Here is a 21213-nt window from a genome sequence, read left to right as displayed (position 1 = left end):
TATCAAATGGATCGGGGGTGCCCGGTCGGCGTCTATGCCTCGGTGGGTTCACCGGGGCTTTTCGCTTTCTGGAGTTGCAATTCTCTGCTCGGCGATTAGTCGGGCAGCCGCTTCAGACCGACGCCTTCATACCCTTCGCCAACGTGTTGTCGGCCGCCTTCGCAGTAGAACTTGCGGGTGAGTATGTCGAATGCTCGGTTTTGCTGCTCAGGCCGCAGCACGCGCAGGCCGATCGGTCGAGCCACGAGGTCCGATAGCTGCAAGCCGGACGAATTGACCTGCTTGCTCGCGAACTCGACAACGAAGGGCAGCTCGCGGTTCAAGCCGTTGGCACCGTCACAGATACGCCGGAATTCCAGCTCCAGATCGCGATCTTCTTTTTTACCGCGGCATTCAACTATGACGTGCGTGTCTCGATCCGACTGGCCCTTCTCATCTATGAACCCGGCCAGCTGTTCCAGTCCGTATCGCAAGGCGTAGTGATAGGGATTGTCCACTGCCACTTCGCCACGCGTCTTGAATGCGGGTTTGTCGATCACGCAGGCAATAAGAATGAAGTTGCTTTCATCGATCAGCGTTGTGAGCTCGTCCATGAAGGCATGGCGCTCGGTTACGCTGCGAAAGATATTGAAGTCGCCTTTTTCCTTGCGAATATCGCGCTCGTGAAGCACGACGATATCGTGGCCGAAATGCTTGAATTTGAACTTCTGTAACGCAGAAACCACGGTCTCCGAATAGTACCGCTTGTGGAAGATACAAAAGGCCAGCACGAAGACCGGATAGTTCGGATCGATCGCCGTCAGGCTGTGATCGCCGCTCTCGTCGACATAGATGATGTAATCGCTGAACGCCACAATGACTTAGCCCACTCGAACCTGGCCATTCATGAGCATCGGGAGTAGCCAGTCGCGTAGCTGGGTAAGTTTTTGATTCTCCGCTACTCCTGCAGCCATACGTTCAAAGGCGGGCCGCAGTTTTTTACTGAAATCCTTTACCAGCGAGTCTGGTGGTTCCACTAGCGGCGTCAGATGGATATCGCTCGAGATGATCGACTTAAAAATCGAGCCTGTCGACTTCACTTTAAGATAATTCACAAGCGTCTTTGCATGCTCGTAAACAAAAGGGAAGCACTCTAAATCGGCGGGTCGGAGCGCGTAACATGATTGGTTCATTGCCATTGGCCGGCCAGCGATCACAATCTTGCCCACAGAACCCCGTGCGGTAATGAAAACGGTTCCTCTAGGGAAGGCTCTTGTACTGCACCTGTCCAAGCCCAACTGCGTAATAGAATGTTCAGTTTCGTGGCGGAACACATCGCTACCGGCGTCACTCGGCGTAAAAAACGGGAAGCCTACGCCCCAATAGTCGTTGTTGTTCTTGCTAGGGGTGCCGCCACCCAGCACATCCGCAACACTCGAAATGTCGCGTGCTTTCCAGCCCTTTGGTACGTTGCGTTTGAGATCTTCGTTCCATTCCATCGCGCCGCCGCTGCTTTTATAGGGGCGGCCGTTCTCGTCGGGAAAATCAAACTGCACGAACCAGTAGTCGTAGATGGTTTTGGCCAACGCCTCCAGCTTGGCGTTGATGCGCTGGTTGAGTTCGATTTTTTCATCCAGAGCAGCAAGAACTGATGCAATTTTATCTTGATACCACTTTTTCGGAATCTTAAATTCAAGATTCGTCAAATACTCAATGTTTATATTATCTTGTATGCTTCCAGTTACAGATTTCTGTATCGCATTACGGATATACCTAAATACGTAATGCATGAATATTTCGCTTGACTCGTCAGCATTAGCTGTAAAGCCGACGACGCTATCTGGGAAACACATGGGATACTCAAGCAAAGCCGTCTCTGCGATATTTGCTGCAATCGTGATGCAGAGCGTTCCTTCTGGCCATAACTTGCTTTGAGCAAGCCCAACCCTGTTGTATTCAGCGATATGGTCCGAGATTTTGAGGTTAGCCGCTCTAATCTCGCCGGTCTGAATCAGTGGATACCCGCCATCAGCATAAAGGGCAGGATCATTTCTTGGTCGGTGTCTAGACTTACCTCTACTGAAAGTGCCCAAGTCTGAAAGCGCTTTTTCATCCCAATCGGCGTTATGAATGGATTGATTAAGATTCATGAATCAGCTTGGATAGATTGTCTTTGATGCTTACATCTAATGCGGCGCCGTCTTTGAATAACTTTTCCAAGGTTGATTCGTATTCAAGTAGTCGCTCTTTAAACTCCTGGGGCGATAGATCAGAGTACTCAACCTTTGGGATAAAAAACTGGCCCGCACTTAAAGAATAATTCTTCGCAGCAATGTCTTCATAGCTAACAACTACGGACAAATCATTGGTGGCTTCACGCGCGTTGAATGTCGCAATAATCCGCTGCTCTTCCTCTCCGCTCAACACCGTCTTCTGATTCTTGCCTTCCTTGACCTTGGTGCCGAGGTTTGAGGCATCAATCAACACCACGTCGTCACGGCGGGACTTGTCGATGAACAGAATAGAGACGTTGGTACCGGTGGTCGCAAAGATATTGCTGGGCATGGAGACCACCCCGGCGATCATCTTCTCGTCTACCAGCTTCTTGCGAATCCGCTTGTCGATCCCGGCCTGTGCCGTAATGAAGCCGGTAGGCACGACCACGGCGGCTTTGCCGCCCGGTTTGAGGCTGGCCAGGATGTGCTGCAGGAACAGCAGATAGATGGCCATCTTGTCTTTTGCTTTTTTCGGCACGTTGGGAATGCCGGCAAAGAAACGAGGCTTGTTGGCGTCGGTATCCAGATCGTCCCGGAAGTCGGAGAAATCCATCTTGAACGGCGGATTGGAGACGATGTAGTCGAACTGCTGGAGCTGGCTGGGCGAATCCTTGCGGCGATGGCCGGGGCGCAGAATGGTATTGCCCTGCACGATATGCGGGATGCTGTGGACCAGTTTGTTGAGCACCAGGTTGAGCCGAATCAGGGCCGAGGATTTCTGCGAAATATCCTGTGCCCAGATGCTGCAGTTGTTTTCGCCGATCGCATGGGCCAGTGCCATGAGTAGCGTGCCGGAGCCCGATGATGGGTCATAGCAGCTGACGTTGCGGACCTCGCCGCGCTGGTCGGTCGGCACCAGAATTTCGGCCATGATGGTGGCGACCGCGTGTGGCGTGTAGTACTCGGCGTATTTGCCGCCGTTGTCCTTGTTGTAGTCCGAGATCAGGTATTCGAACAGAGCGGCATAGAAATCGTACTTCTGTTGGAATAGTCGCTCGAAGCTGACGCCCACCAGCTTGTTGACGAGCGCGCGGCAGAAGTCGTCGCGGCGGCTGGTATCGGAGATGAACTCGCTGAGACGATCGAATAGCGTGATTTTTGCGCCACCGCCCGCGTGAACGGCGAAGATGTCGTTATTGGCGGCGGCGATGTCGCGCAGCGTGTCGTCGAAGTCGTGCGCGAAATCCGCCCTGTTCTGGCGGTGGAACAAGGCGGGCAGCAGTTGTTCGGCGGTGATGACCGGCACGTCGGCGCCGAGCTGCATGGTCAGCATGTCGCGCTCGTTCTCGGGCTTGTCTTGCCACCGGGCAATCCAGTCGTCCGCTTGGGCTAGCTCGGGATCGAGCGCTTTCAGCTCGTAGGCGAACTTGTCGCAAAGCAGCTTATACAGAAAGCACTGGACTATAATCTTGTATTCGTTGCCATCGTTACCGAGGCCGTAGCTGGCACATACGGCCTTAAGACCATCGATGAGATCGCGGGTTTGTTGTTGAAAAGAGAGTTCGGACATTGGCCTTTTCTATGGGCTAGAACGGTAGCTTGCCTTGCGACTCGTCGAGATATTCGCGGGCAAGTAATCGATTGATGCGCCGACAGGTGTCGGCATCCGGGCCGGTTGGCCCGACACGTTGGAACTCGCGGATGATGACCGGCATGAGCTGTTTTTCAAAGTAGCGTTCGTTGCCCAACAGTGCGCTATTGCCGAGCACGGCGGTGTCCGTGGAGTGCTTGATGCCGGACAGGGCATCGTGTAACTGGATTTCGCTGGCGCCCAGCGCACCGTTTTCCAGCAAGCGCTTGTGTACGCGCATCAGCTTGGCGTCGCCTGCGTAGCGGTTCTGGAGGTTGCGGTCTTTGGCATTCAGGGCTTTGGCTTTTTGTTCTACAGCCGTGAGTGCCTTGATGTTCGCTTGCATCTCTTGCTGGCTCACTTCGCTGAGCTTTTTGTTCTTGAAGAGCCGTTCCAACTCCTGACGTAGCGAAATCCAGGCCGGGTCTTGGGGATCCTGAGTCTGGGCGAGTGTTTCGCGCGTGCGTCGCAACGTATCTTTCAACTCGTCGGCCAGCTTGAGTTCACTCTCGCCGACCTTCTCGAACTTGAAGATGACATCTTCCAGCGCTTCGTTGAGCAGGCTTCGCGTATCGTGCGCCTCGGCCATCTGGTGCTTGAGATTAAGATTGGCGAGGGCGTTCTGTGCCTCGGTGTGCAGCCTCTGCAGACGAGCGAAATCGAGCAGGTCGCGAAGCGCATCCTGGCCGGTCAGGCGAATGATGTTGTGTAGTTCCCGGGCGTCGCCAAGCGCCTTGACGACGGCGAGCAGTTCGCTGCGATCGGTCAACTCGCCAACTTGCTGGGAAAACAGTTCGTCGTCGTCCAGCGCGTAGCGAAACAGCGTACTGCGAATACGCTCGACGTCCGCTGCGATTTCGTCTGCCGACTTGAACAGCTGGCTGTAGTGTTTGTATTCGTCGCCCAGCTCGGCGTTGAGTTCTTCGAAATACGCTTGGTTGGTCTTGTTGAACTCTTGCTCGATGTTGGCAAAGTCCACCACGTAGCCGTAGGTGAAAGCCCCGTAGCGACGGTTCACACGCGTCAGTGCCTGCAGCAGGTTGTGGTCCTTGATGATGCGGCCGAGGTAGAGTTTTTTCAGTCGTGGCGCGTCGAAGCCGGTGATGAGCATGTTGTAGACGAACAGCAGGTCGGTCTTGCCGGCCTTGTAATCGCGGACCTTGTCCTTGCGCTCTTGCTTGGTTCCTTCGTCATGCAGGATGAGCGCGGCAGACAGCCGTGCATGTCCGCCGCCGCGCTCTTCGGCGGCAAGCGGGAGGTCGACGGGTTTTGAATGCGTCGTAAGGGTCTTGCGTTCGGTGCGGTCTCGAAAGCGCTCGGAGAATTGGGCAAAGAGTTCGCGCGCTTGTTCGGACGAGTCGCAGATCACCATGCCGCCGATGCTGGCGTCGCCGTGCAGCACGCGCGATTTCTGAAAATCGTCGAGGATGTAATCGAGCATTGGCTCGACGAACCGCGGGTGTGCGTAGAGGGCTCTTCGCTCGATTCCGCCCTGTTGTATCTGAATATTCTCGAGCGCTTGCTGCAACTGCAGCTTATAGCTTGTCTCTATGGCCTCGCGGATAAGGCGCAGCGTGTATCCATCGGCAATGGATTGGTTGTAGTAGTAGGTATGTAGATAGTCGCCGAACAGCGCGCGTGAGTTTGCGTCCTTGCCGATAAGCGGTGTGCCGGTCAGGCCGATCTTGATGGCGTCCCGATCCGATTGCTCCAGGTTGGCGAGGAAGCTGCCCCTGGGGTTATAGCTGCGGTGCACTTCGTCGAGGAAGTAAACGCGCTGTACGTTGAGGTTGTAGTCGTCGGCCGTGGCTACGTTGGGATCGTCGGCAAATTTCTGGATATTGACCAGCGTGATTTCAAGTTTGCCGCGGTCGTTCTGCATCACGCCTGGCTGTTTGATATCTCGAGCGAACGCTTCGCGCGACTCGATGAGATAGACATTCAAGCCGCGCATGACGAATTCGCTTTTCGCCTGCTCCAGCAGGTCCAATCGGTCCACTATGAAATAGAACCGCGGAATGATGCCGCGAGCCTGGAAGTGATCGGTCAGGAAAGCGACGTTGTAGTAGGCGAGCGCCGTCTTGCCGCTTCCCTGCGTGTGCCAGATGATGCCTTTGCGAGCGCCGTTGTCTAGTTCTCTTGCTATGGCGTGTGTAGCAAAAAGCTGCGGGTAACGCATGACGTGTTTTTGCTTTTCGCCTTCCACATCCACGTAAGCGAAGGCATAGCGCAAGAGGAATGCGAGCCGGTTGCGGCCCAGCAGAGATGTGCAGATTCGGTTTGTGGGCGTATCCGCCGACTTGTTACGTGCGTATTCCGGTCCGGCTTTAATAGCGACATGGTTGGTGTCGATTAATATTTCGTGCTCTGCGGCTTCATCAAGCGGCGCCACTGCGGCCGCGAGCTCTTCTTCCTGTTCTTCGCGGAAGTAGTTGAAATGCGCTTTGCCGTAGGTGGAGGTCGCGTAGAACGCGCCTTGTATCGGCTCAATCGATGACGGGTCGTACTCCATGTTGTTGGAGAAGATCATCAATTGGGTCAGGTTGAAGAAGTGCCGAAAATTGCGATTGGCATGGCGCCGGTTCATGCGAGCGCGTTCCTGTAGCACGCCGCCACGGTTCATGCGTTTTTTTACCTCGATGATTACGAGCGGCATGCCGTTGATCAACAGCGTGATATCTGGCCGAAACGATTCGTCACCGTTCTCGTAGGGAAGCTCCGTAACGCAATGAAAGCTGTTGTTATCGAAGTTTTCGAAATCGAGCAGCCGGATGCCGGAGCGGCGCGTAAGCATGCGATAGAAAGCCTCGCCAACATCCTCGTTCTGCAGGGCGAGTGTGATCTCTTCTAGTTCGCGTCGAATCTCGGCTGCGGAACATTCAGGGTTTATCCAAGCGATGGCTCGCTCGAAAAGACCGGGGAAAATATTGGTGCGTACGTCGGGTTGTGCGTCTTTTAGCGACAGATATTGGTAGCCCAGCCGCGTGAGATGCGTTAACGCAGGGATCTTGACTCGTGTGTCCTCGTTGAAAGCCGCCATACAGGTCTCTGTCTGAATTGTTCTTATTCTCGATCAGCCTAACTCGGCACGAGTAAGTGGTAAGCCCGCGTTGTCTCCGGGTGTACTAGCCATAGAAACGATGTGCGCGCCAAGCTCTACCAGCGAGTAGCTTTCTATTTTAAATTGCGTGCTGGTGATTAGAAGCTCACGGGGACGCCGTCCGTCATCCGCTCGCCTGTCAGGATATCGTTTAGTGCAATGTTGATGTAGAAGTTCGCACGTCCGACCCGCTCTTTGCGGAGAAAGCCGTCGTCGACGAGCGTATCCAGATACTTCGTCGCGGTGATACGGGAAACCCGAAGCTCGTCTTCCACGAAAGCGATCTTCGTATACGGGTGCATGAACAGGTTGTTGATGAGGTCTTGGCTATAGAATTTGTGGCGTTCGCGAATCTGGTGCTTGTAATGCTGGAGCGCCTGCCTGATCGCCTGAATGGTTTCGATGGTCTCGCCGGCAGTCTGTTCGACTGCGGCGAGCATGTATTCCACCCAGGCCTCCCAGGCGTTATCGTCTCGAACGGCCTGCAGCCGACGGTAGTATTCGTCTTTCGTGCGTACGATGTGTCGGCTCATGTAGAGCACGGGAATGCCCAGTAGCGCTCGCTTTACTAGATAGAGCACATTGATAATGCGGCCGGTTCGGCCGTTGCCGTCATAGAACGGGTGAATGCTCTCGAACTGGTAATGAATCAGCGCCATTTTGACTAGAGGATCGGCATCGAACAGCGCATCATTGTTGATGAAGGATTCGAGATCGGCCATGAGAGCCGGCACCTGCTCCGGTGAGGGCGGGGTGTAGACGGTTTCCCCATACGCGTTTTGTAATAGCGTGCCGGGCACACGTCTGAAGCCCGCTTCGTTACGTTCGAGCGTTGCCTGTATTTTCAGGATATGACGGTTGGTCAGCAGTTCGTCTTTACGAACAGCGTCGTAACCGGCGAAAAGCGCTTCTCTATAACGGTGCACTTCCTTCGCCTGCAATGACCCCGTTGGCTCGGTTGCATCATCGCGGAAGAGTTCGTCGTGTGTCGTGATGATGTTTTCGATCGCGGAACTATCCTTGGCTTCCTGGATGCCAAGCGTATTGATCAGGATCGATTGGTTCGGAATCGTCGATGCGACGCCTTTGAGCTCGGCGAGTTTGCGGCTCGTTGCGTTAAGCCGCTTGAGGATCGCGGTCGTTTCGAAACGATCGGCACTAAGCTCTCGTAAAGGTGGAAGCGGAGGCACGGCCATAGCTGTACAAAATGTATAGTTTTCGCCGATAAATATACACGTTCGATGTAACGTGTATAGATTGAGGCCTGAATTTATGCAGGTCGCTTTTCGTAAAGGAGCACATTTGCCCTGCGCCAGCTGCGTGAACCACCGAGAATTTCTCGGTAGTTGCGGTCACACTGGTCTCGCGAACACCTAAGGAATGCTAGTTGTTCATAGGAGCGGTGACGGTACGCCGACTTGCCGGTCTATACGGTTGGAGTTGGAATCACCGTCAACGACCGCACCCCCTGCGCCCCGCGTACCAGCACGCCTTCGATATCCGCCGTCGCTGACGGGCCGGTGTGGAAGACGGTGTAGCGGGCGTTTTTGTAGTCGTCGCGCTGGTAGGCGCGGTGGAGGTTGGTTTCGATGGTCGCCGGGTCGAGCAGGACGACGAGGTGTTGGGCGAGGTAGGCGACGGCGTTGACGGTGAGTTCGGCTTCGGTGAAGCAGACGGTGCCGGTTTCGGCGACGCCGAACCGGGCGCGGAGGACGGCGACGTCGACGTCGTGCAGGGAGGCCGGGGTGTCGTCGGCGTGGACGCGGCGGTTGCCCTTAATCTCGCGGACGTTCGAGGCGATGAGGCTGTTCGCATCGAGTTTGTCGGCCAGCGCGCGGCGCATGGTGGCCTCCAGCGACTCGTTCGCTTCCGGCTCGGCCCAGGCGCCGCCCATTTTTTCCAGCACCTCGATGAAGCGGGCTTGCAGGCCGGCCGCGTCGCTCGGGTAGTGGTCGTCGTAGTTCGGAACGGCCGGAGCGGGCGCGGTGAACTTCGGCTTGTTGGCGCGGATGTCGGCCAGGATGTCGTTGCGGCCTCTCATTCGCGGTCTCCGGCAGTGGGATCTTCTTTGTTCAGACGGTGCTGGCGATACCAGTCGTGGAAGCTGCCTTCGGCGGGCACGTCGGGCAGATCACGGACCTGGCCCCAGGCGTTGAGCTTGTTGTAGAGCGCCCAGTCGGGCAGGTGTTTGAGGGCCGAATGGGCGGATTTGATCGCGGCGCGATAGGCACGCGGGGAAGCCAGCGTGCGTCCGGCGGCGGCGAGCGTGGATTTCTTGGTCCACGGGATCATGTCGTCTTCGGCCAGGACCTGGCGCCATTCGAAGATCTGTTCGTGGATATTGATCTTGACCGGGCAGACGTTGGTGCAACTGCCGTTCAAGGTGCTGGCAAACGGCAGGTTGGAATAGCGATACGCGTCGATCGACGGGTCGAGAATCAGGCCGAGCGGGCCGGTATAGGTGGCGCCATAGCTCAGGCCGCCGGAGCGTCGGAACACCGGGCAGGTGTTCATGCAGGCCCCGCAGCGGATGCATTTCAGCGACGACCAGAAACGCTCGTCCGCCAGGCGCTTGGAGCGGCCGTTATCGACCAGCACGATATGCATCTCGCCGCCGGGTTTGGGCGCGCGGAAGTGCGAGGTGTACTGGGTGATCGGCGAGCCGAGCGCGGAGCGCGACAGCAGGCGGATGAACACGCCGAGGTCGGACAGTTTCGGTACGATCTTTTCGATGCCGATGGAGGCGACGTGCAGGTTCGGCACGTTGGCCGAGAGATCGGCGTTGCCTTCGTTGGTACAGACCACGAAGCCGCCGGTTTCGGCGACGGCGAAGTTCGCACCCGTCATGCCGGCGTCGGCATCCAGGATCAGCGGCCGGGTGGCCTGGCGCTGTTGTTCGGTGAGGTAATGCGCGTCGTCGTTGTCGGGGTCCGAGCCGAGCGTTTTGGCGAACACCTGCGAGACGTCCGAGCGCATCTTGTGCACGGCCGGCACCACGACATGGCTCGGGTCTTCGGCGTCCAGCTGCTGGATGCGTTCGCCGAGGTCGGTTTCGACGATGTCGATGCCCACGCCTTCCATGTAGTGGCGGAAGCCGCATTCCTCCATCAGCATCGACTTGGACTTGATCACTTTCTTCACGCCGTGATCGGCAAAGATCTCGTGCACGATGCGGTTGTGATCGGCGGCGTCGCCTGCCCAGTGGACATGCACCCCGTTCGCGGCGGCGTTGTCGGCGAACTGTTCCAGATACTCGTCGAGATGGGTCAGTGCATGCGTCTTGATCTGGCTGGCCAGGTCGCGCAGTTCTTCCCATTCCGGAATCGTTTCGGCCGCGGCGTCGCGGCGCTGGCGCATGGCCCAGACGCGTTCGTCGTGCGACTGCGCGTGAATCGGCGATTGCAGGAATTCACGTGCCGCGCTGGCGTGGTTCACCCGCTGGCCGGGGCGGGCCTTGGCCGGTTTCGGCTGGGCTTCGCGCACGGCTTCTGCCGAGTTCTGCGTCTGGCTCGGGTCGGGCGTACTCATGCCGCGCTCCCGTTGAGCACTTCGGCAATGTGCTTGAATTGGATCGGCGCGCCGATGCGTTTGGCACAGCCTTGCTGATGCATCAGGCAGGACGTATCGGCCGAGACGATGTATTCGGCGCCGGCCCGGCCATGATCGGCGATCTTGTCGCGACCCATACGGCCCGAGACTTCGGGTTCGGTGACCGAGAAGGTGCCGCCGAAACCACAACACTCATCCGGCCGCGAGGGGCTCACCAGTTCGATGCCCTCGACCTTATGCAACAAGGCGCGCGGCTTGGAAAAATCCGGCCCGCGCAGTTCGCTCGGTTTGCCGTGGCCGAGGTTGCGCAGCGTATTGCAGGAATCGTGGTAGCCGACCCGGTGCGGGAATTTCGCCCAGGGGAAGGCCTCTACCTTGAGCACGTCGTGCAGATATTCGACCAGCTCGAACGTGTTCTCGCGCACGTGCTTGACGGCCGCAGTCTGTTCGACGGCGGTGAGGTTGTCGCGGATCTGGTGCACGCAGGAGCCGGACGGCGCCACGATCACGTCGTAATCCGCGAAGTTGTCCACGAACAGCTGCTCGGTAGCGGCCGCTTCGGCATGGCAGCCCGAGTTGACCATGGGCTGGCCGCAACAGGTCTGGTCGAACGGATAATCGACGTCGCAGCCGAAGCGCTCCAGCAGTTCCAGCGTCGCAATGCCGACCTGGGGATAGAACGCGTCGATGAAGCAGGGGACGAACAGGCCGATGCGCATGGGCCACCTTTGCCGAGTGCCGGGAGCACCAGACTAGCGCGTCTGGTGCATACGGCAATGGCTTTAGCCGATTGGCGCGATGCAATCCTCGACCGAGCCGATGCGCGGTGGCGACCGACCGGCCACGGCAGACGCCGTGGCCGGCCGCCATGCGCTATTTCGGCTTCGGCCCCTGGACCACGCGCACCAGATCGTCCGGCCGGAACCACTTCTTCACGGCCGCCTGAATTTGCTTGGCGTCGATGGACTGATAGGCCTTGGCCGCCCGATACGGCTCGTTGAGCGGCTGGTTCAGCTCGACCCGCGAGAGCAGGCCGTAGCCGACCGAGTCCGCGCCGGCTTCGCCGAGCGGTACCTGGCGGATCAGCCCGGCGCGCACGCGATGCAGTTCGTCGTTCGAGATCGGCACCTGGGCCAGATGCACCAGGGCCTGGCGGACCAGCTTATCGGCTTCCTTCACCTTGTCCGGATCGCTGCCGTACTGGAACGTGAGCTGGGTGCGCGTACGCGATGCGTCGAGCCCGGAGGACACGTAATAGACCAGCCCGCGCTGTACACGCAGTTCACGATACAGCCGGCTGGCAAAAGCGCCGCCGGTGAGCACCTGATTGGCCATCTTGAGGGCCCGGAAATCCGGTGCGTTGACCGTCAGGCCGAGGGATTCGGCCAGCTGCACCGTATCCTGCGACTGCGACTTGTCTGGCACGTGATGGAAGCTGGCCTTGTTGTCCGGCACCTTCGGCAGGTTCACGTCGGGCTTGTTGCCCTGGGCTTTCCAGTCGCCAAACGCGCCGGTCACGGCTTTTTTGGCCTCGGCCGGGGTGATGTCGCCGACCACCACGATCGTGCTCAGATCCGGACGGAACACCTTGTGGTAGTAGTCGGTCACGTCCGCATAGCTCAGCCCCGAGATGGACTTGGGCGTGGCAAACCGCAGCGACGGATCGCCCTTGGGCAGGATGCCGCGGCGCATGGCCTGGTCGGCCTTGAAGTCCGGGCTGGCGATGGTGCCGGCCTGCGAGGCCGCCGCGCGTTGCTTGAGGATTTCGAACGCGTGCTTGGGCAGCGCCGGGTGCAGCTCGTTCTCGGCCAGCAGGTCGAGCCCACGGTCGAAATGCTCGGGCAGCACGGTGAGCGAGAAGTCGGTGCCGGCCGAGGCCTGGGCGCCGATGGCGTCGAGCGCGGCCTGATACGCCTTGCGGTCGTGCTTCGTGGTGCCGAAGTCCAGCAGCTGCGACAGCACGTCGCTCACGCCTTCCTGATGTTTCGGCGTTTCCAGATCGGGCGCGTTGCGGATATGTCCGTAGACATGCACCGCGTGGAACGAGTCCGAATCCACGGTAATCAGCTTCATGCCGTTGTCGAGCGTGGTTTCGACCGGCTTGAGTGACGGTTCGGGCGTCGTGATCTTGGCCAGCGGTTTCGCCGCCCATTCCGGCAGTTTCACGTGGTTGACGTTCTTCGGCGCGAACGATTCGCTGCCGCCGTAGCCGCCGCCGGTCTGCGGTGCGCCCGAGCCTTCGGGCGTGAGGATCGCGAGCACGCTCTGATCCGGCTGGATCAGCTGCGTGAGCATCTGGTTCACGTCCTTGGCGGTGACGTTCTTGATTGCGGCGAGCTGATCGGCCGGCGACTGCAGGTGATCGACCGCCACGGCCTGGGTCCAGCGATGGGCCAGGCCCGAAATCGAATCACGCGCGGCCATATCCTGGGTGATCAACTGGCGCTTGGCCGCCGCGACCTGATCCGGGCTGATGCCCTTCTTGGCGATGCCGCCGAGGATCGAGCGCATCTGCTTGACCAGTGCATCGGCATCCGCGCCCTTCGGAAACACCACATAGCTCACGCCGATCGAGCCGAGGGCGGCAGGCAAGGTGGTGTACTGGGCGGCCAGGCTCTTGCCGCTGGCGACCATCTGGGTATACAGCGGGCCACGCGGGTTGTTGAGCACGCTGGCCAGCACCTCGGTGGTGGCCATGGCCTGGGCGTCGCGGCTGCCCGGGGCGCGTGAGCCGATCAACGCAAAGCCATAGCCGCTGTCGGTCGGCATGTGGATGGTCTTGGATTCGACCTTGCCGGGCTTGACCGGCTTGCGCTGCGGCAGCTTCTGCGAGGGAATGCCGCCGAACAGCTGCTTGGCCTGGGCCAGAACCTGATCGGCATCGACGTTGCCGGCCACCACCAGCACGGCGTTGTTCGGCGCATACCACTGGTTGTGGAAATGCTTGAGCATCTTGGCCGTCGTCTTGTTGAACGACGCGCGCGTGCCCAGCGCATCATGCGAATACGGCGTGCCCTTGTAGAGCGCCTCGCGCATGCGCTTGATCGCGACCTGGATCGGCGACGACATGTCCTGGCTGACTTCCTGCTCGATCGCGCCGCGTTCCTGTTTCCAGTCGGCGGGCTTGTCGAGCACGCTCTTCATGCGTACCGATTCGAGATGCAGGGCCACGTCGGTGAACTGCGACGGCACCGTGTAGTAATAGGTGGTCGAGTCGTTGGTGGTAAACGCGTTGGACTGGCCGCCGAGCGCCGCGCCGATACCGGCGATCTGCTGCGCGGACAGGCCCTTCGCGCCGCGGAACATCATGTGCTCCTGGGCGTGCGCCATGCCGGGAAAGCCTTTCGGCGCTTCGCGCGAGCCGACCTTGTAGGTGAGCATTGTGGTTGCGACCGGCGCCATGCGATCCGGGACCACAATCACCTGCAGGCCGTTGTCGAGCGTTTCGCGCACGACTTTGTCGGACGGCTTGGCATGGCCGGCCGCCTTGGCCGGCGGCTGCGCGCTCGGCGCGGATGAATCGGCCCAGGCGGCCGGCGCGCCGGCCAGAACGACGGCCGCGGCAGCGACCGGTAGAACGCGTTTCAACATCAATGCTTTCCCTCGAAGACCGATGGCACGGCCATCCAAATGGTTACGGTGTAACATGTTCGATCCGCGGCACAACGAACATTCGCCATCACGGCCGCGGGCCGAGAATATCGGTGAGCGCATCGCCCTGGGGCATGCCCTGGTGGATATGAATATGGCCCTGAGCGTCGCGCGTGACGATGCCGGGCGTGCCCCGGATCGCCAGCGCGGTCATGAGCGCATCGTTGGCGGACAGTTCATCGGCCAGTTTGGACGGAATATTCGCGAGCGGCTTGATGCCGCCGGTGCGGTAGTGCGCCTCGTGACGGCGAAATGCCGCGACCGGGTCCTTCGCGGCCAGAATCGCCGCCGCCTTGCCGGGGCTCGATGGCTTGAGCACGCCCACGAGAATGGTACGCAGCTGTACCTTGCCCGCTTTCACCCACGGCCGCGCTTTCTCGAAGAAGCGATGACAATAGGGGCAGTTCGGATCGGTGAAGACATAAATCGTGCGCGGCGCGTCGTCGGCGCCGTCGGCGATCCAGGTGGCCGCTTTCAGCTGCGCCCAGGCCGATTGCTGCTGGGGTTTGTTGATGATGGCATCGAGCGCTTTCTGGCTGAGGTTGTTGCCGTGCTCGTCGAGCATGGTGCCCACGATCACATGATGACCGTCCGGGGTGAGATACAGCGCGACCGGCGTATGCCCGGCACGGGCCGCATAGCCCGTGAGCCCGCCCGGCGCGTCGAAGCGCTTGACGATGGTCAGGCCCTTGTCCGCCATCTGCTGGATCGGGGCCGGCCAGTCGGCAGCGCTGGCCGCGCCGGCGCCCAGTAGCGCAAGCAATGCGAAAAGACAGCGAAAACGGACAGCCATGGACAGCACGGTTCGGGGATCGGCCAACCAGCCTAAGCGGCGTTTTTCGTTCGCGTCCAGTCGTTTTCACCGCGGGCTTGCGAGCGTAACCGGACGCGAGCCAGTGCGGTGCGCAGACCTCAGAGGCGCGACAGCAGCTCGGTCTTCTTGGCGCGAAACTCCTCGTCGGTGAGCAGGCCGCGATCGCGCAGTTCGCCGAGCCGTTCGATGGCCGTGAACACATCGTCGCCGTTTGATCGGGCCGTGGGCGAAGCGGCGGTCGTGGCGCGGTGGGTCGGCGCTGCCGGATCGGCGACCGGCGTCAACGAGGCCAGATCGATCGGGCCATTCTGGCTGGTGAAGCTGATATTGCCCGAGGTGTTGCCCTGCTGTTGCGACACGCCGGAAATACGGTGATCCCCGGTGTCGAAGACCTGTAACTGGCCGTGGCGCATCAGCGCCAGGCGTCGGGTATCGGCGAACCACGCGTAGTGCAGATCGCCCTGGCTGCCGGTCGCGCTCGGCGTGCCGAGCGAGTCCGGCCAGGTTGGCGTCGCCGTTTGCGAGCCGTGTTCGATCAGCGGGCCGCTGGCGTCGTGGGCGCGGGCGATCTCACTACACAGCGCGTCGACCCGGGCGCGCAGACTGTGATTGAGCGGCTCGCCGAGCATGATCATCCCGCCCTGCATCCATTGGCCCTGGCCGCCGAACTCGGGGTGATCGAAGGAGGCCATGCGGCCCCAGCCGGCGTCGATCGCGCGGATCATGTGGCGCACGGCCTCGATGCTGAAGCCGTGCTGATGACTCAGATCTTGGGCGATTTGTTCGGTATGCGGTTTCAGGCGAGACATGGCGCGTCCCCGGGAATGTCGATGACATCAGTGTAGGGCCGACCGGGCGCGCCGCGCTGAACGCGCGGTGCGCCTCGCCTGGTTTTTTTGGGACGCGCTCAGACGCCGCCGTCGACGTCCAGAAAGGCGCCGGTCGTGAATTCGGCCTCGGTCAGATAGAGGATCGCCTCGGCGATGTCTTCCGGCGTGCCGATCCGGCCGAGCGGAATCTTGGCCGGCGCTTGCTGGGGCTTGTCCGGCTGGCCGCCGCTGGCATGGATTTCGGTATCGATCACGCCCGGGCGCACGGCGTTGACGCGAATCTTTTCGCCCGCGACTTCCCGTGCCAGGCCCTCGGTGAAGGTATCGATCGCGCCTTTCGAGGCGCCGTAGTCGATGTAGGTGCCCGCACCGCCACCGCCGCCGGCATGGCTGGCGGCAGACGACACGTTGACGATCACGCCACCGGCGCCGCCGTGCTCGGTGCCCATGCGCCGGATCGCCTCGCGCGCGCAGAGGAACGGGCCCACGACGTTGATCTTCATCATGCGCTCGATGCGTTCCGCGCTCATATCGGCCACCGGCGATGGCTCGTCGACGATACCCGCATTGTTGACCAGCGCGGTGACCGGGCCGAGATGCTCGTCGACCGCCTGGAACAAGGCCACGACATCGGCCTCGTTCGATACATCGGCCTGAACCGCGATCGCCCGGCCGCCGTCTTTTTCGATGGCCGAGACCACGGCCTCGGCCGCTTCGCGATTGCCGCGGTAGTTCACCGCGACGGCATAGCCGTATTTGGCCGCCATGAGCGACGTCGCCGCGCCAATGCCCCGGCTGCCGCCGGTGACGATCATCACTTTGTCCATGCAAAACATCCGATTTGAACGATGCTCGTCATCCTAGGGGCTGTTGAGGTTTCGTGCGAGCGCGAGCCGGCGGCCCGCGCGAAAGCTACGCACCGCGCCCGAACATCAGCGCGGTCATCACAACGCCGATCACCACGATGCCGATGCGATGCCAGCGCGGGTCGATGGCATGCCCGGTTGCCGCACCCAGCCAGCCGCCGATCAAGGCGCCGCCGGCCATCAGCGCGGCCAGCGGCCAGTGCACGAGCCCGAAGGCGGCATAAACGAGCACGGATATCGCGGTCAGCACGGCCGAGGTCACGGCCTTCATCGCGACCGACGACAACAACCGCGTCTGGCCCAGCAGGCCGAGCACGGCAATCATGATGATGCCCACGCCACCGTTGAAGTAGCCGCCATAGGCGCAGGTGAGATACAGCGCGGGAATGGCAATGCTGCGCGGTGCCCGCCGGCCCCGGGTCGCCCGCTTGATCCAGGGCCCGGCGGCGAAGATGAGCGTGGCCACCGCCATCAGCCAGGGCACGATTGCCGCGAAAGCCCGGTCGCCCGTGGCCAGCAGCAGGGCCGCGCCGCTCACCCCGCCGGCCGCGGCGATCGCGATCATGGTGGGCAGGTTCAGCCCGGCCGGCGCTTCGACTTCGCGGCGCAGGCGCGTCAGCGTGGTTACATAGCCCGGCAGCACTGCCGTGGCACTGGTGGCGTTTGCGGCGGTGGCCGGCAGGCCATGGAAAAGCAACGCCGGCAGTGTGATGAAGCTGCCTCCGCCGGCCAGGGCATTGATGGCGCCCGCGGCCAGGGCCGCGGCAAAGAGCATGATCCAGTCCATGAGCGTCCGGACGATTATTAATTCGGCATCAAAACAGCTGACTCCATCAGCTGTTTTTAACGCCATAAAAAACGAACGCCACCGCAAAATTACGGATTACGTCGCCGACGTGCCGCGCGGCAGCCTTGGGGCATTAATTTTGCACAAGGCAATTCACATCATGCCCAGTCTGTTCGACGGTGCCAGCGCACGCATCGAAGCCGCGCTCGAGCATATCGAGATTTCACAGGATGTGGCGCAGCGCCTGGCCCAGCCGGACGCCGCGCTGAAAGTCAGCGTGCCGCTGCGTCACGACGATGGTCGTCTGACCGTGTTCTCCGGCTATCGCGTGCGCTACGACAGCACGCTCGGCCCCGCCAAGGGCGGTATTCGCTTCCACCCCGACGTGAACGCCGACGAGGTCTCGACGCTCGCGTTCTGGATGACCATGAAGTGCGCCGTCATGGGCCTGCCGTTCGGCGGCGGCAAGGGCGGGGTCGCGGTCGATCCCAAGCAGCTGTCGCCGGCCGAGCTGGAACGGCTGTCGCGGGCCTATATCGACCAGATCGCCGATTTCATCGGGCCGGACAGCGATATTCCGGCGCCGGACGTCAATACCAACCCGCGCGTGATGGGCTGGATGGCGGATCAATACCGCATCATTGCCCGGGCGCATACACCCGCCGTGATCACCGGCAAACCGGTAGAAATGGGCGGGTCACTCGGGCGCACGACGGCGACCGGCGACGGCGCGTTTCATGTGCTGTCCACCATGATGCAGCGTTGGGAACGCGACGCCGAAGGCACCACCGTGGCGGTCCAGGGCTTCGGCAACGCCGGTCAGCGCTTTGCCAAGCTCGCCGCCGATGCCGGCTACAAAGTGGTCGCGGTAAGCGATTCTTCCGGCGGCCTCTACAACGCCGACGGGCTGGATGTCGATGCCGTTACTCGCATCAAGAACGAGCAGGGCTCGGTGAGCGAGGCCGAGGGCGAGACGCTGTCGAACGCCGATCTCGTCACCCTGGATGTCGATGTACTGGCACCGGCCGCGCTGGAATCAGTGATCACCGCCGACAATGCCGATGAGGTGGCGGCCGGTGTGATCGTGGAGATCGCCAACGGCCCGATCGCCAGCGAGGCCGATCGCACGCTGATCGACAACGGCGTGGTCGTATTGCCCGACATCCTCGCCAACGCCGGCGGCGTGACCGTGAGCTATTTCGAGTGGGTCCAGAATCGCCAGGCTTGGTACTGGGATGCCGATACCGTCGCCGAGCGCCTCGAGAGCCGTATGGTCGACGCCACCCGCGCCGTGGCCGACCGCGCCGAAGAGGACGACGTCGATCTGCGTACGGCCGCCTATATACGGGCGTTGGAAAAGATCGAGAAAGCGACGGCCGCGACCGGAACGAGCGAATTCTTCGGTCGACGATAGTCGACTGTTTTCCGGGTCTAGGGCGTGTTGAGGTTTCGCGCGAGTCCGCGCCAAGCGCTGTTTTGCGGCAAGACGAGGCGTAGCGAGCGTGGCGTAGTCGTTCTACGCGAGCGAACTACAACGCTGTATTGCCGCAAAACAGCGCTTGTCCCTTCGGGTTGGGCCGCAAATCCCGCCCGGCGGCGTTGCGAGTCTGGGTCGTGACTCGCCACGACGCGGCGACTCGCGCCTTGCCGGACACGATTTGCGGACGCCAACGCGGCGCTCGGACGAAACCTCAACACGCCCTAGCGAGCCCGTTTCCATCATGGCCGGCCCAGGCCGGCCATGATCAGGCCCGAATGGGTTGGACGGCGCCGGCCGGAGGATTCGGTTGAAGCGGCGTCGTTCGAAGCTCATCTGAAAACCATCGGTTTGCCGCCGACCACTCGAGGGTTCGAGCGGTCGTGTATCCGCTGAACGCCGGATAACTGCCGAGGCTGTAACCGAACACGATGCAACGGACACACCCCGTCGCGGCGTTCTGTTCCAAGCCTTGCCCAAACAGCGTGTGGCAGACCTTAAACGTGTCTGGTTGGGGCATGCCGCGGCCCCAGCTTGCGGCATTCCGGAGCCCGTCAATCGCGGGCCGGGACTGCAATGCCATCCGATCGCGTCTTTGCGATGGCGCGAGTACCCCGCATCCGCGGTGCACGGGGTTGTAGCCAAGCGCCATTGGCGCGTCGTTCGTAGCCAACGCGACATGGAAGCCGGTCACCCGTTCATGGGTCTGAGCAGCGCATGCCTCGCTGGGATGAATAGCTGCCAAGTCACGATCGTGGGCCATGCCGACATGGGTTTTATCGGCTTAGGAGCTGTTGCGCGCGAACGTCCGGTCGGCCGAGTCAGGGCGGCTGAATCGATGCGTCTATCTTGTCGTCCTGGGCCGTGTGAACAGCGGTGCTTTCGAAGTTGGTGACTCGGCGCGATTACGACCTTTTGCGTGTACAGCATGCCAACCGGAGCGCGTATATTTTGTTCCCATAGCGTACGAATGTGCGCCTTGTGAACAAAAAGAGGCATCGTTGATATGCGCACCCGACACGATTCGCGATATGAAACCTTCATCGTCGGCCTGATGTTTCTAACCTGGGGCACGGTGTTTCTGGATCGCATGGCCGAGCTGTATCTGGCGCCTTTCATCGCCAAGGACTTTCATCTCAATGCCGGTCAAATCGGGGAGCTCGCCTCGATCCTGGCGATCACTTGGGCTTTTTCCTCGTTCGTGCTCGGTGCGGTGTCCGATCGCGTCGGCCGCAAGCCCGTGCTGGTGCCGGCGGTGTTCGCCTTCGCCGGTCTGTCATGGCTGTGCGGTGCGGCTCGTAATTTTTTCGACATGCTCCTGCTTCGTGGCGCGATCGGGGTGGCGGAGGGCCCGTGCTGGTCAATCGTCAATACATTGGTCGAAAAGGGATCGCACCCGAAGCGGCGCGGGCGCAATACCGGCATCGTGGTGTCTGCCGCGGCGTTGATCGGTTTCGCCGTCGCCCCGGTTCTGACCACCCAGATCGCATCGCGCTTCGGCTGGCGCTGGGCGTTCGTGGTCGCCGGTGCTCCGGGCGTGATCCTGGCCGTGGTGATCTGGCTGTTTGTGCGCGAGCCGCGTGATAAGACGCCGGAACAAGCCAGCGAAGCGCCGGTTGCCAAGCCCGGCGTACGTGATTTCCTGGCCTTGTTGAAGTACCGCAATATCCAATTGGCGGCGATTGGTAACTGCGGCTTTGTAGCCTGGCTGATCCTCTACAATACGTTCTGTCCGCTATACATTGTGCATGTGGCCGGCGAACCGGCGACGACGGCCGGCTTTCTGATGGGGGCGGCCGGCCTCGGCAGTTTCTTTATCGGCTGCCTCGTGGCGACAGTGTCCGATGTGATCGGACGGCGCGCGACACTGTTGATATCCGGTCCGTTGTGCACGGTTCTGCCGCTGATTCTGCTTTGGCCGCCGATGTACGCTCACCTCTGGCTGTTGGCCGCTGTGCTGTTCGTTTCGCAGGCGGGGCAGGCGGTGGCGGCCATCGTGATGGTGCTGGTGCCGACCGAGACCGCGCCGCCGACCATGGCCGCGGCCGCGATCGGCATCGTGACCCTGTTCGGCGAGATTGTCGGCGGCGCGATTGCCCCGACTGCGGCTGGCGAAATGGCCGACAGCTTTCCGTCTCTCGGTCTGGCAATTCCGCTGCTGATGGCCGCCGCCGGCTCGATGCTGGTATTCGTGGTCGCCCTGTTCATGCGAGAAACCGCTGACGTGAAGAATCAGGTCGCCAGGGATCCGGCCGCAGCCTAAAGACCGAGTGCGGGCGCTGGTCGCCAGCGACCAGTGCCCGTCAATGCATCC

At 60.9% G+C, this 21213-nt stretch carries 15 protein-coding genes; 2 read left to right on the top strand and 13 right to left on the bottom strand.

All coding sequences use genetic code 11. The annotated features are described in order from the left end of the window. Window positions 1-95: 95 nt before the first annotated feature. From C41B8_RS03515 to C41B8_RS03455, 13 genes are all read right to left on the bottom strand, one after another. A complete protein-coding gene (locus tag C41B8_RS03515; RefSeq protein WP_037334155.1) occupies window positions 96-857 on the bottom strand; it encodes a DUF3800 domain-containing protein in 762 nt (253 codons plus the stop codon). A 3-nt stretch (window positions 858-860) separates the two neighbouring features. Continuing rightward, on the bottom strand, window positions 861-2129 hold the full coding sequence (locus tag C41B8_RS03510) for a restriction endonuclease subunit S (RefSeq protein ID WP_051882951.1): 1269 nt from the start codon (window positions 2127-2129) through the stop codon (window positions 861-863). After that, window positions 2119-3765 (bottom strand): HsdM family class I SAM-dependent methyltransferase, encoded by a 1647-nt coding sequence (locus C41B8_RS03505; RefSeq protein ID WP_037334152.1) that lies wholly within the window; start codon window positions 3763-3765, stop codon window positions 2119-2121. Before C41B8_RS03505 ends, C41B8_RS03510 begins: the two co-directional genes overlap by 11 nt. Before the next feature lie 16 nt (window positions 3766-3781). Beyond that, the gene (locus C41B8_RS03500) at window positions 3782-6865 is read right to left on the bottom strand and encodes a type I restriction endonuclease subunit R (RefSeq protein ID WP_037334149.1); all 3084 of its coding nucleotides are present in this window, start codon (window positions 6863-6865) and stop codon (window positions 3782-3784) included. 158 nt (window positions 6866-7023) lie between these two features. Beyond that, window positions 7024-8121, bottom strand: coding sequence for a Fic family protein (locus tag C41B8_RS03495; RefSeq protein ID WP_037334145.1), 1098 nt, complete (start codon window positions 8119-8121; stop codon window positions 7024-7026). Between the two features lie 230 nt (window positions 8122-8351). After that, a complete protein-coding gene (locus C41B8_RS03490) occupies window positions 8352-8966 on the bottom strand; it encodes a LutC/YkgG family protein (protein ID WP_037334143.1) in 615 nt (204 codons plus the stop codon). Then, a complete protein-coding gene (locus tag C41B8_RS03485; RefSeq protein WP_037334139.1) occupies window positions 8963-10453 on the bottom strand; it encodes a lactate utilization protein B in 1491 nt (496 codons plus the stop codon). Before C41B8_RS03485 ends, C41B8_RS03490 begins: the two co-directional genes overlap by 4 nt. Further along, on the bottom strand, window positions 10450-11193 hold the full coding sequence (locus C41B8_RS03480; protein WP_037334136.1) for a (Fe-S)-binding protein: 744 nt from the start codon (window positions 11191-11193) through the stop codon (window positions 10450-10452). Before C41B8_RS03480 ends, C41B8_RS03485 begins: the two co-directional genes overlap by 4 nt. 154 nt (window positions 11194-11347) lie before the next feature. After that, entirely contained in the window at window positions 11348-14065 is a 2718-nt protein-coding gene (locus C41B8_RS03475; RefSeq protein ID WP_051882949.1) for a M16 family metallopeptidase, read from the bottom strand. A gap of 88 nt (window positions 14066-14153) precedes the next feature. Continuing rightward, window positions 14154-14918 (bottom strand): thiol:disulfide interchange protein DsbG, encoded by a 765-nt coding sequence (gene dsbG / locus C41B8_RS03470; protein WP_037334487.1) that lies wholly within the window; start codon window positions 14916-14918, stop codon window positions 14154-14156. Between the two features lie 119 nt (window positions 14919-15037). After that, window positions 15038-15748, bottom strand: coding sequence for an SHOCT domain-containing protein (locus C41B8_RS03465; protein WP_037334134.1), 711 nt, complete (start codon window positions 15746-15748; stop codon window positions 15038-15040). Window positions 15749-15846: 98 nt separating this feature from the next. Further along, window positions 15847-16596, bottom strand: a complete 750-nt coding sequence (locus tag C41B8_RS03460; RefSeq protein WP_232225985.1) for an SDR family oxidoreductase — start codon at window positions 16594-16596, stop codon at window positions 15847-15849. A gap of 85 nt (window positions 16597-16681) precedes the next feature. Then, window positions 16682-17422 (bottom strand): sulfite exporter TauE/SafE family protein, encoded by a 741-nt coding sequence (locus C41B8_RS03455; RefSeq protein WP_037334130.1) that lies wholly within the window; start codon window positions 17420-17422, stop codon window positions 16682-16684. 160 nt (window positions 17423-17582) lie between these two features. Between C41B8_RS03455 and C41B8_RS03450 the strand changes: the two genes are divergently transcribed. Both C41B8_RS03450 and C41B8_RS03445 read left to right on the top strand, forming a co-directional pair. After that, window positions 17583-18836, top strand: a complete 1254-nt coding sequence (locus C41B8_RS03450) for a Glu/Leu/Phe/Val family dehydrogenase (RefSeq protein ID WP_037334129.1) — start codon at window positions 17583-17585, stop codon at window positions 18834-18836. A 1069-nt stretch (window positions 18837-19905) separates the two neighbouring features. Continuing rightward, window positions 19906-21162 (top strand): MFS transporter, encoded by a 1257-nt coding sequence (locus C41B8_RS03445; protein WP_037334126.1) that lies wholly within the window; start codon window positions 19906-19908, stop codon window positions 21160-21162. Window positions 21163-21213: the final 51 nt, after the last annotated feature.

Origin of the sequence: Salinisphaera hydrothermalis C41B8, from assembly GCF_000732535.1 — a bacterium.
GTDB lineage: Bacteria > Pseudomonadota > Gammaproteobacteria > Nevskiales > Salinisphaeraceae > Salinisphaera > Salinisphaera hydrothermalis.
Note: the sequence above shows the minus strand (reverse complement) of the source record. Positions and strands in the feature narration are given on the sequence as shown.

Bases quoted from the DNA above. Each gene is read 5' to 3' on its own strand.
- C41B8_RS03510 (WP_051882951.1), bottom strand. From the start codon at position 2,129: ATGAATCTTAATCAATCCATTCATAACGCCGATTGGGATGAAAAAGCG.
- C41B8_RS03505 (WP_037334152.1), bottom strand. From the start codon at position 3,765: ATGTCCGAACTCTCTTTTCAACAACAAACCCGCGATCTCATCGATGGT.
- C41B8_RS03500 (WP_037334149.1), bottom strand. From the start codon at position 6,865: ATGGCGGCTTTCAACGAGGACACACGAGTCAAGATCCCTGCGTTAACG.
- C41B8_RS03495 (WP_037334145.1), bottom strand. From the start codon at position 8,121: ATGGCCGTGCCTCCGCTTCCACCTTTACGAGAGCTTAGTGCCGATCGT.
- C41B8_RS03490 (WP_037334143.1), bottom strand. From the start codon at position 8,966: ATGAGAGGCCGCAACGACATCCTGGCCGACATCCGCGCCAACAAGCCG.
- C41B8_RS03485 (WP_037334139.1), bottom strand. From the start codon at position 10,453: ATGAGTACGCCCGACCCGAGCCAGACGCAGAACTCGGCAGAAGCCGTG.
- C41B8_RS03480 (WP_037334136.1), bottom strand. From the start codon at position 11,193: ATGCGCATCGGCCTGTTCGTCCCCTGCTTCATCGACGCGTTCTATCCC.
- C41B8_RS03475 (WP_051882949.1), bottom strand. From the start codon at position 14,065: ATGTTGAAACGCGTTCTACCGGTCGCTGCCGCGGCCGTCGTTCTGGCC.
- dsbG (WP_037334487.1), bottom strand. From the start codon at position 14,918: ATGGCTGTCCGTTTTCGCTGTCTTTTCGCATTGCTTGCGCTACTGGGC.
- C41B8_RS03465 (WP_037334134.1), bottom strand. From the start codon at position 15,748: ATGTCTCGCCTGAAACCGCATACCGAACAAATCGCCCAAGATCTGAGT.
- C41B8_RS03460 (WP_232225985.1), bottom strand. From the start codon at position 16,596: ATGGACAAAGTGATGATCGTCACCGGCGGCAGCCGGGGCATTGGCGCG.
- C41B8_RS03455 (WP_037334130.1), bottom strand. From the start codon at position 17,422: ATGGACTGGATCATGCTCTTTGCCGCGGCCCTGGCCGCGGGCGCCATC.
- C41B8_RS03450 (WP_037334129.1), top strand. From the start codon at position 17,583: ATGCCCAGTCTGTTCGACGGTGCCAGCGCACGCATCGAAGCCGCGCTC.
- C41B8_RS03445 (WP_037334126.1), top strand. From the start codon at position 19,906: ATGCGCACCCGACACGATTCGCGATATGAAACCTTCATCGTCGGCCTG.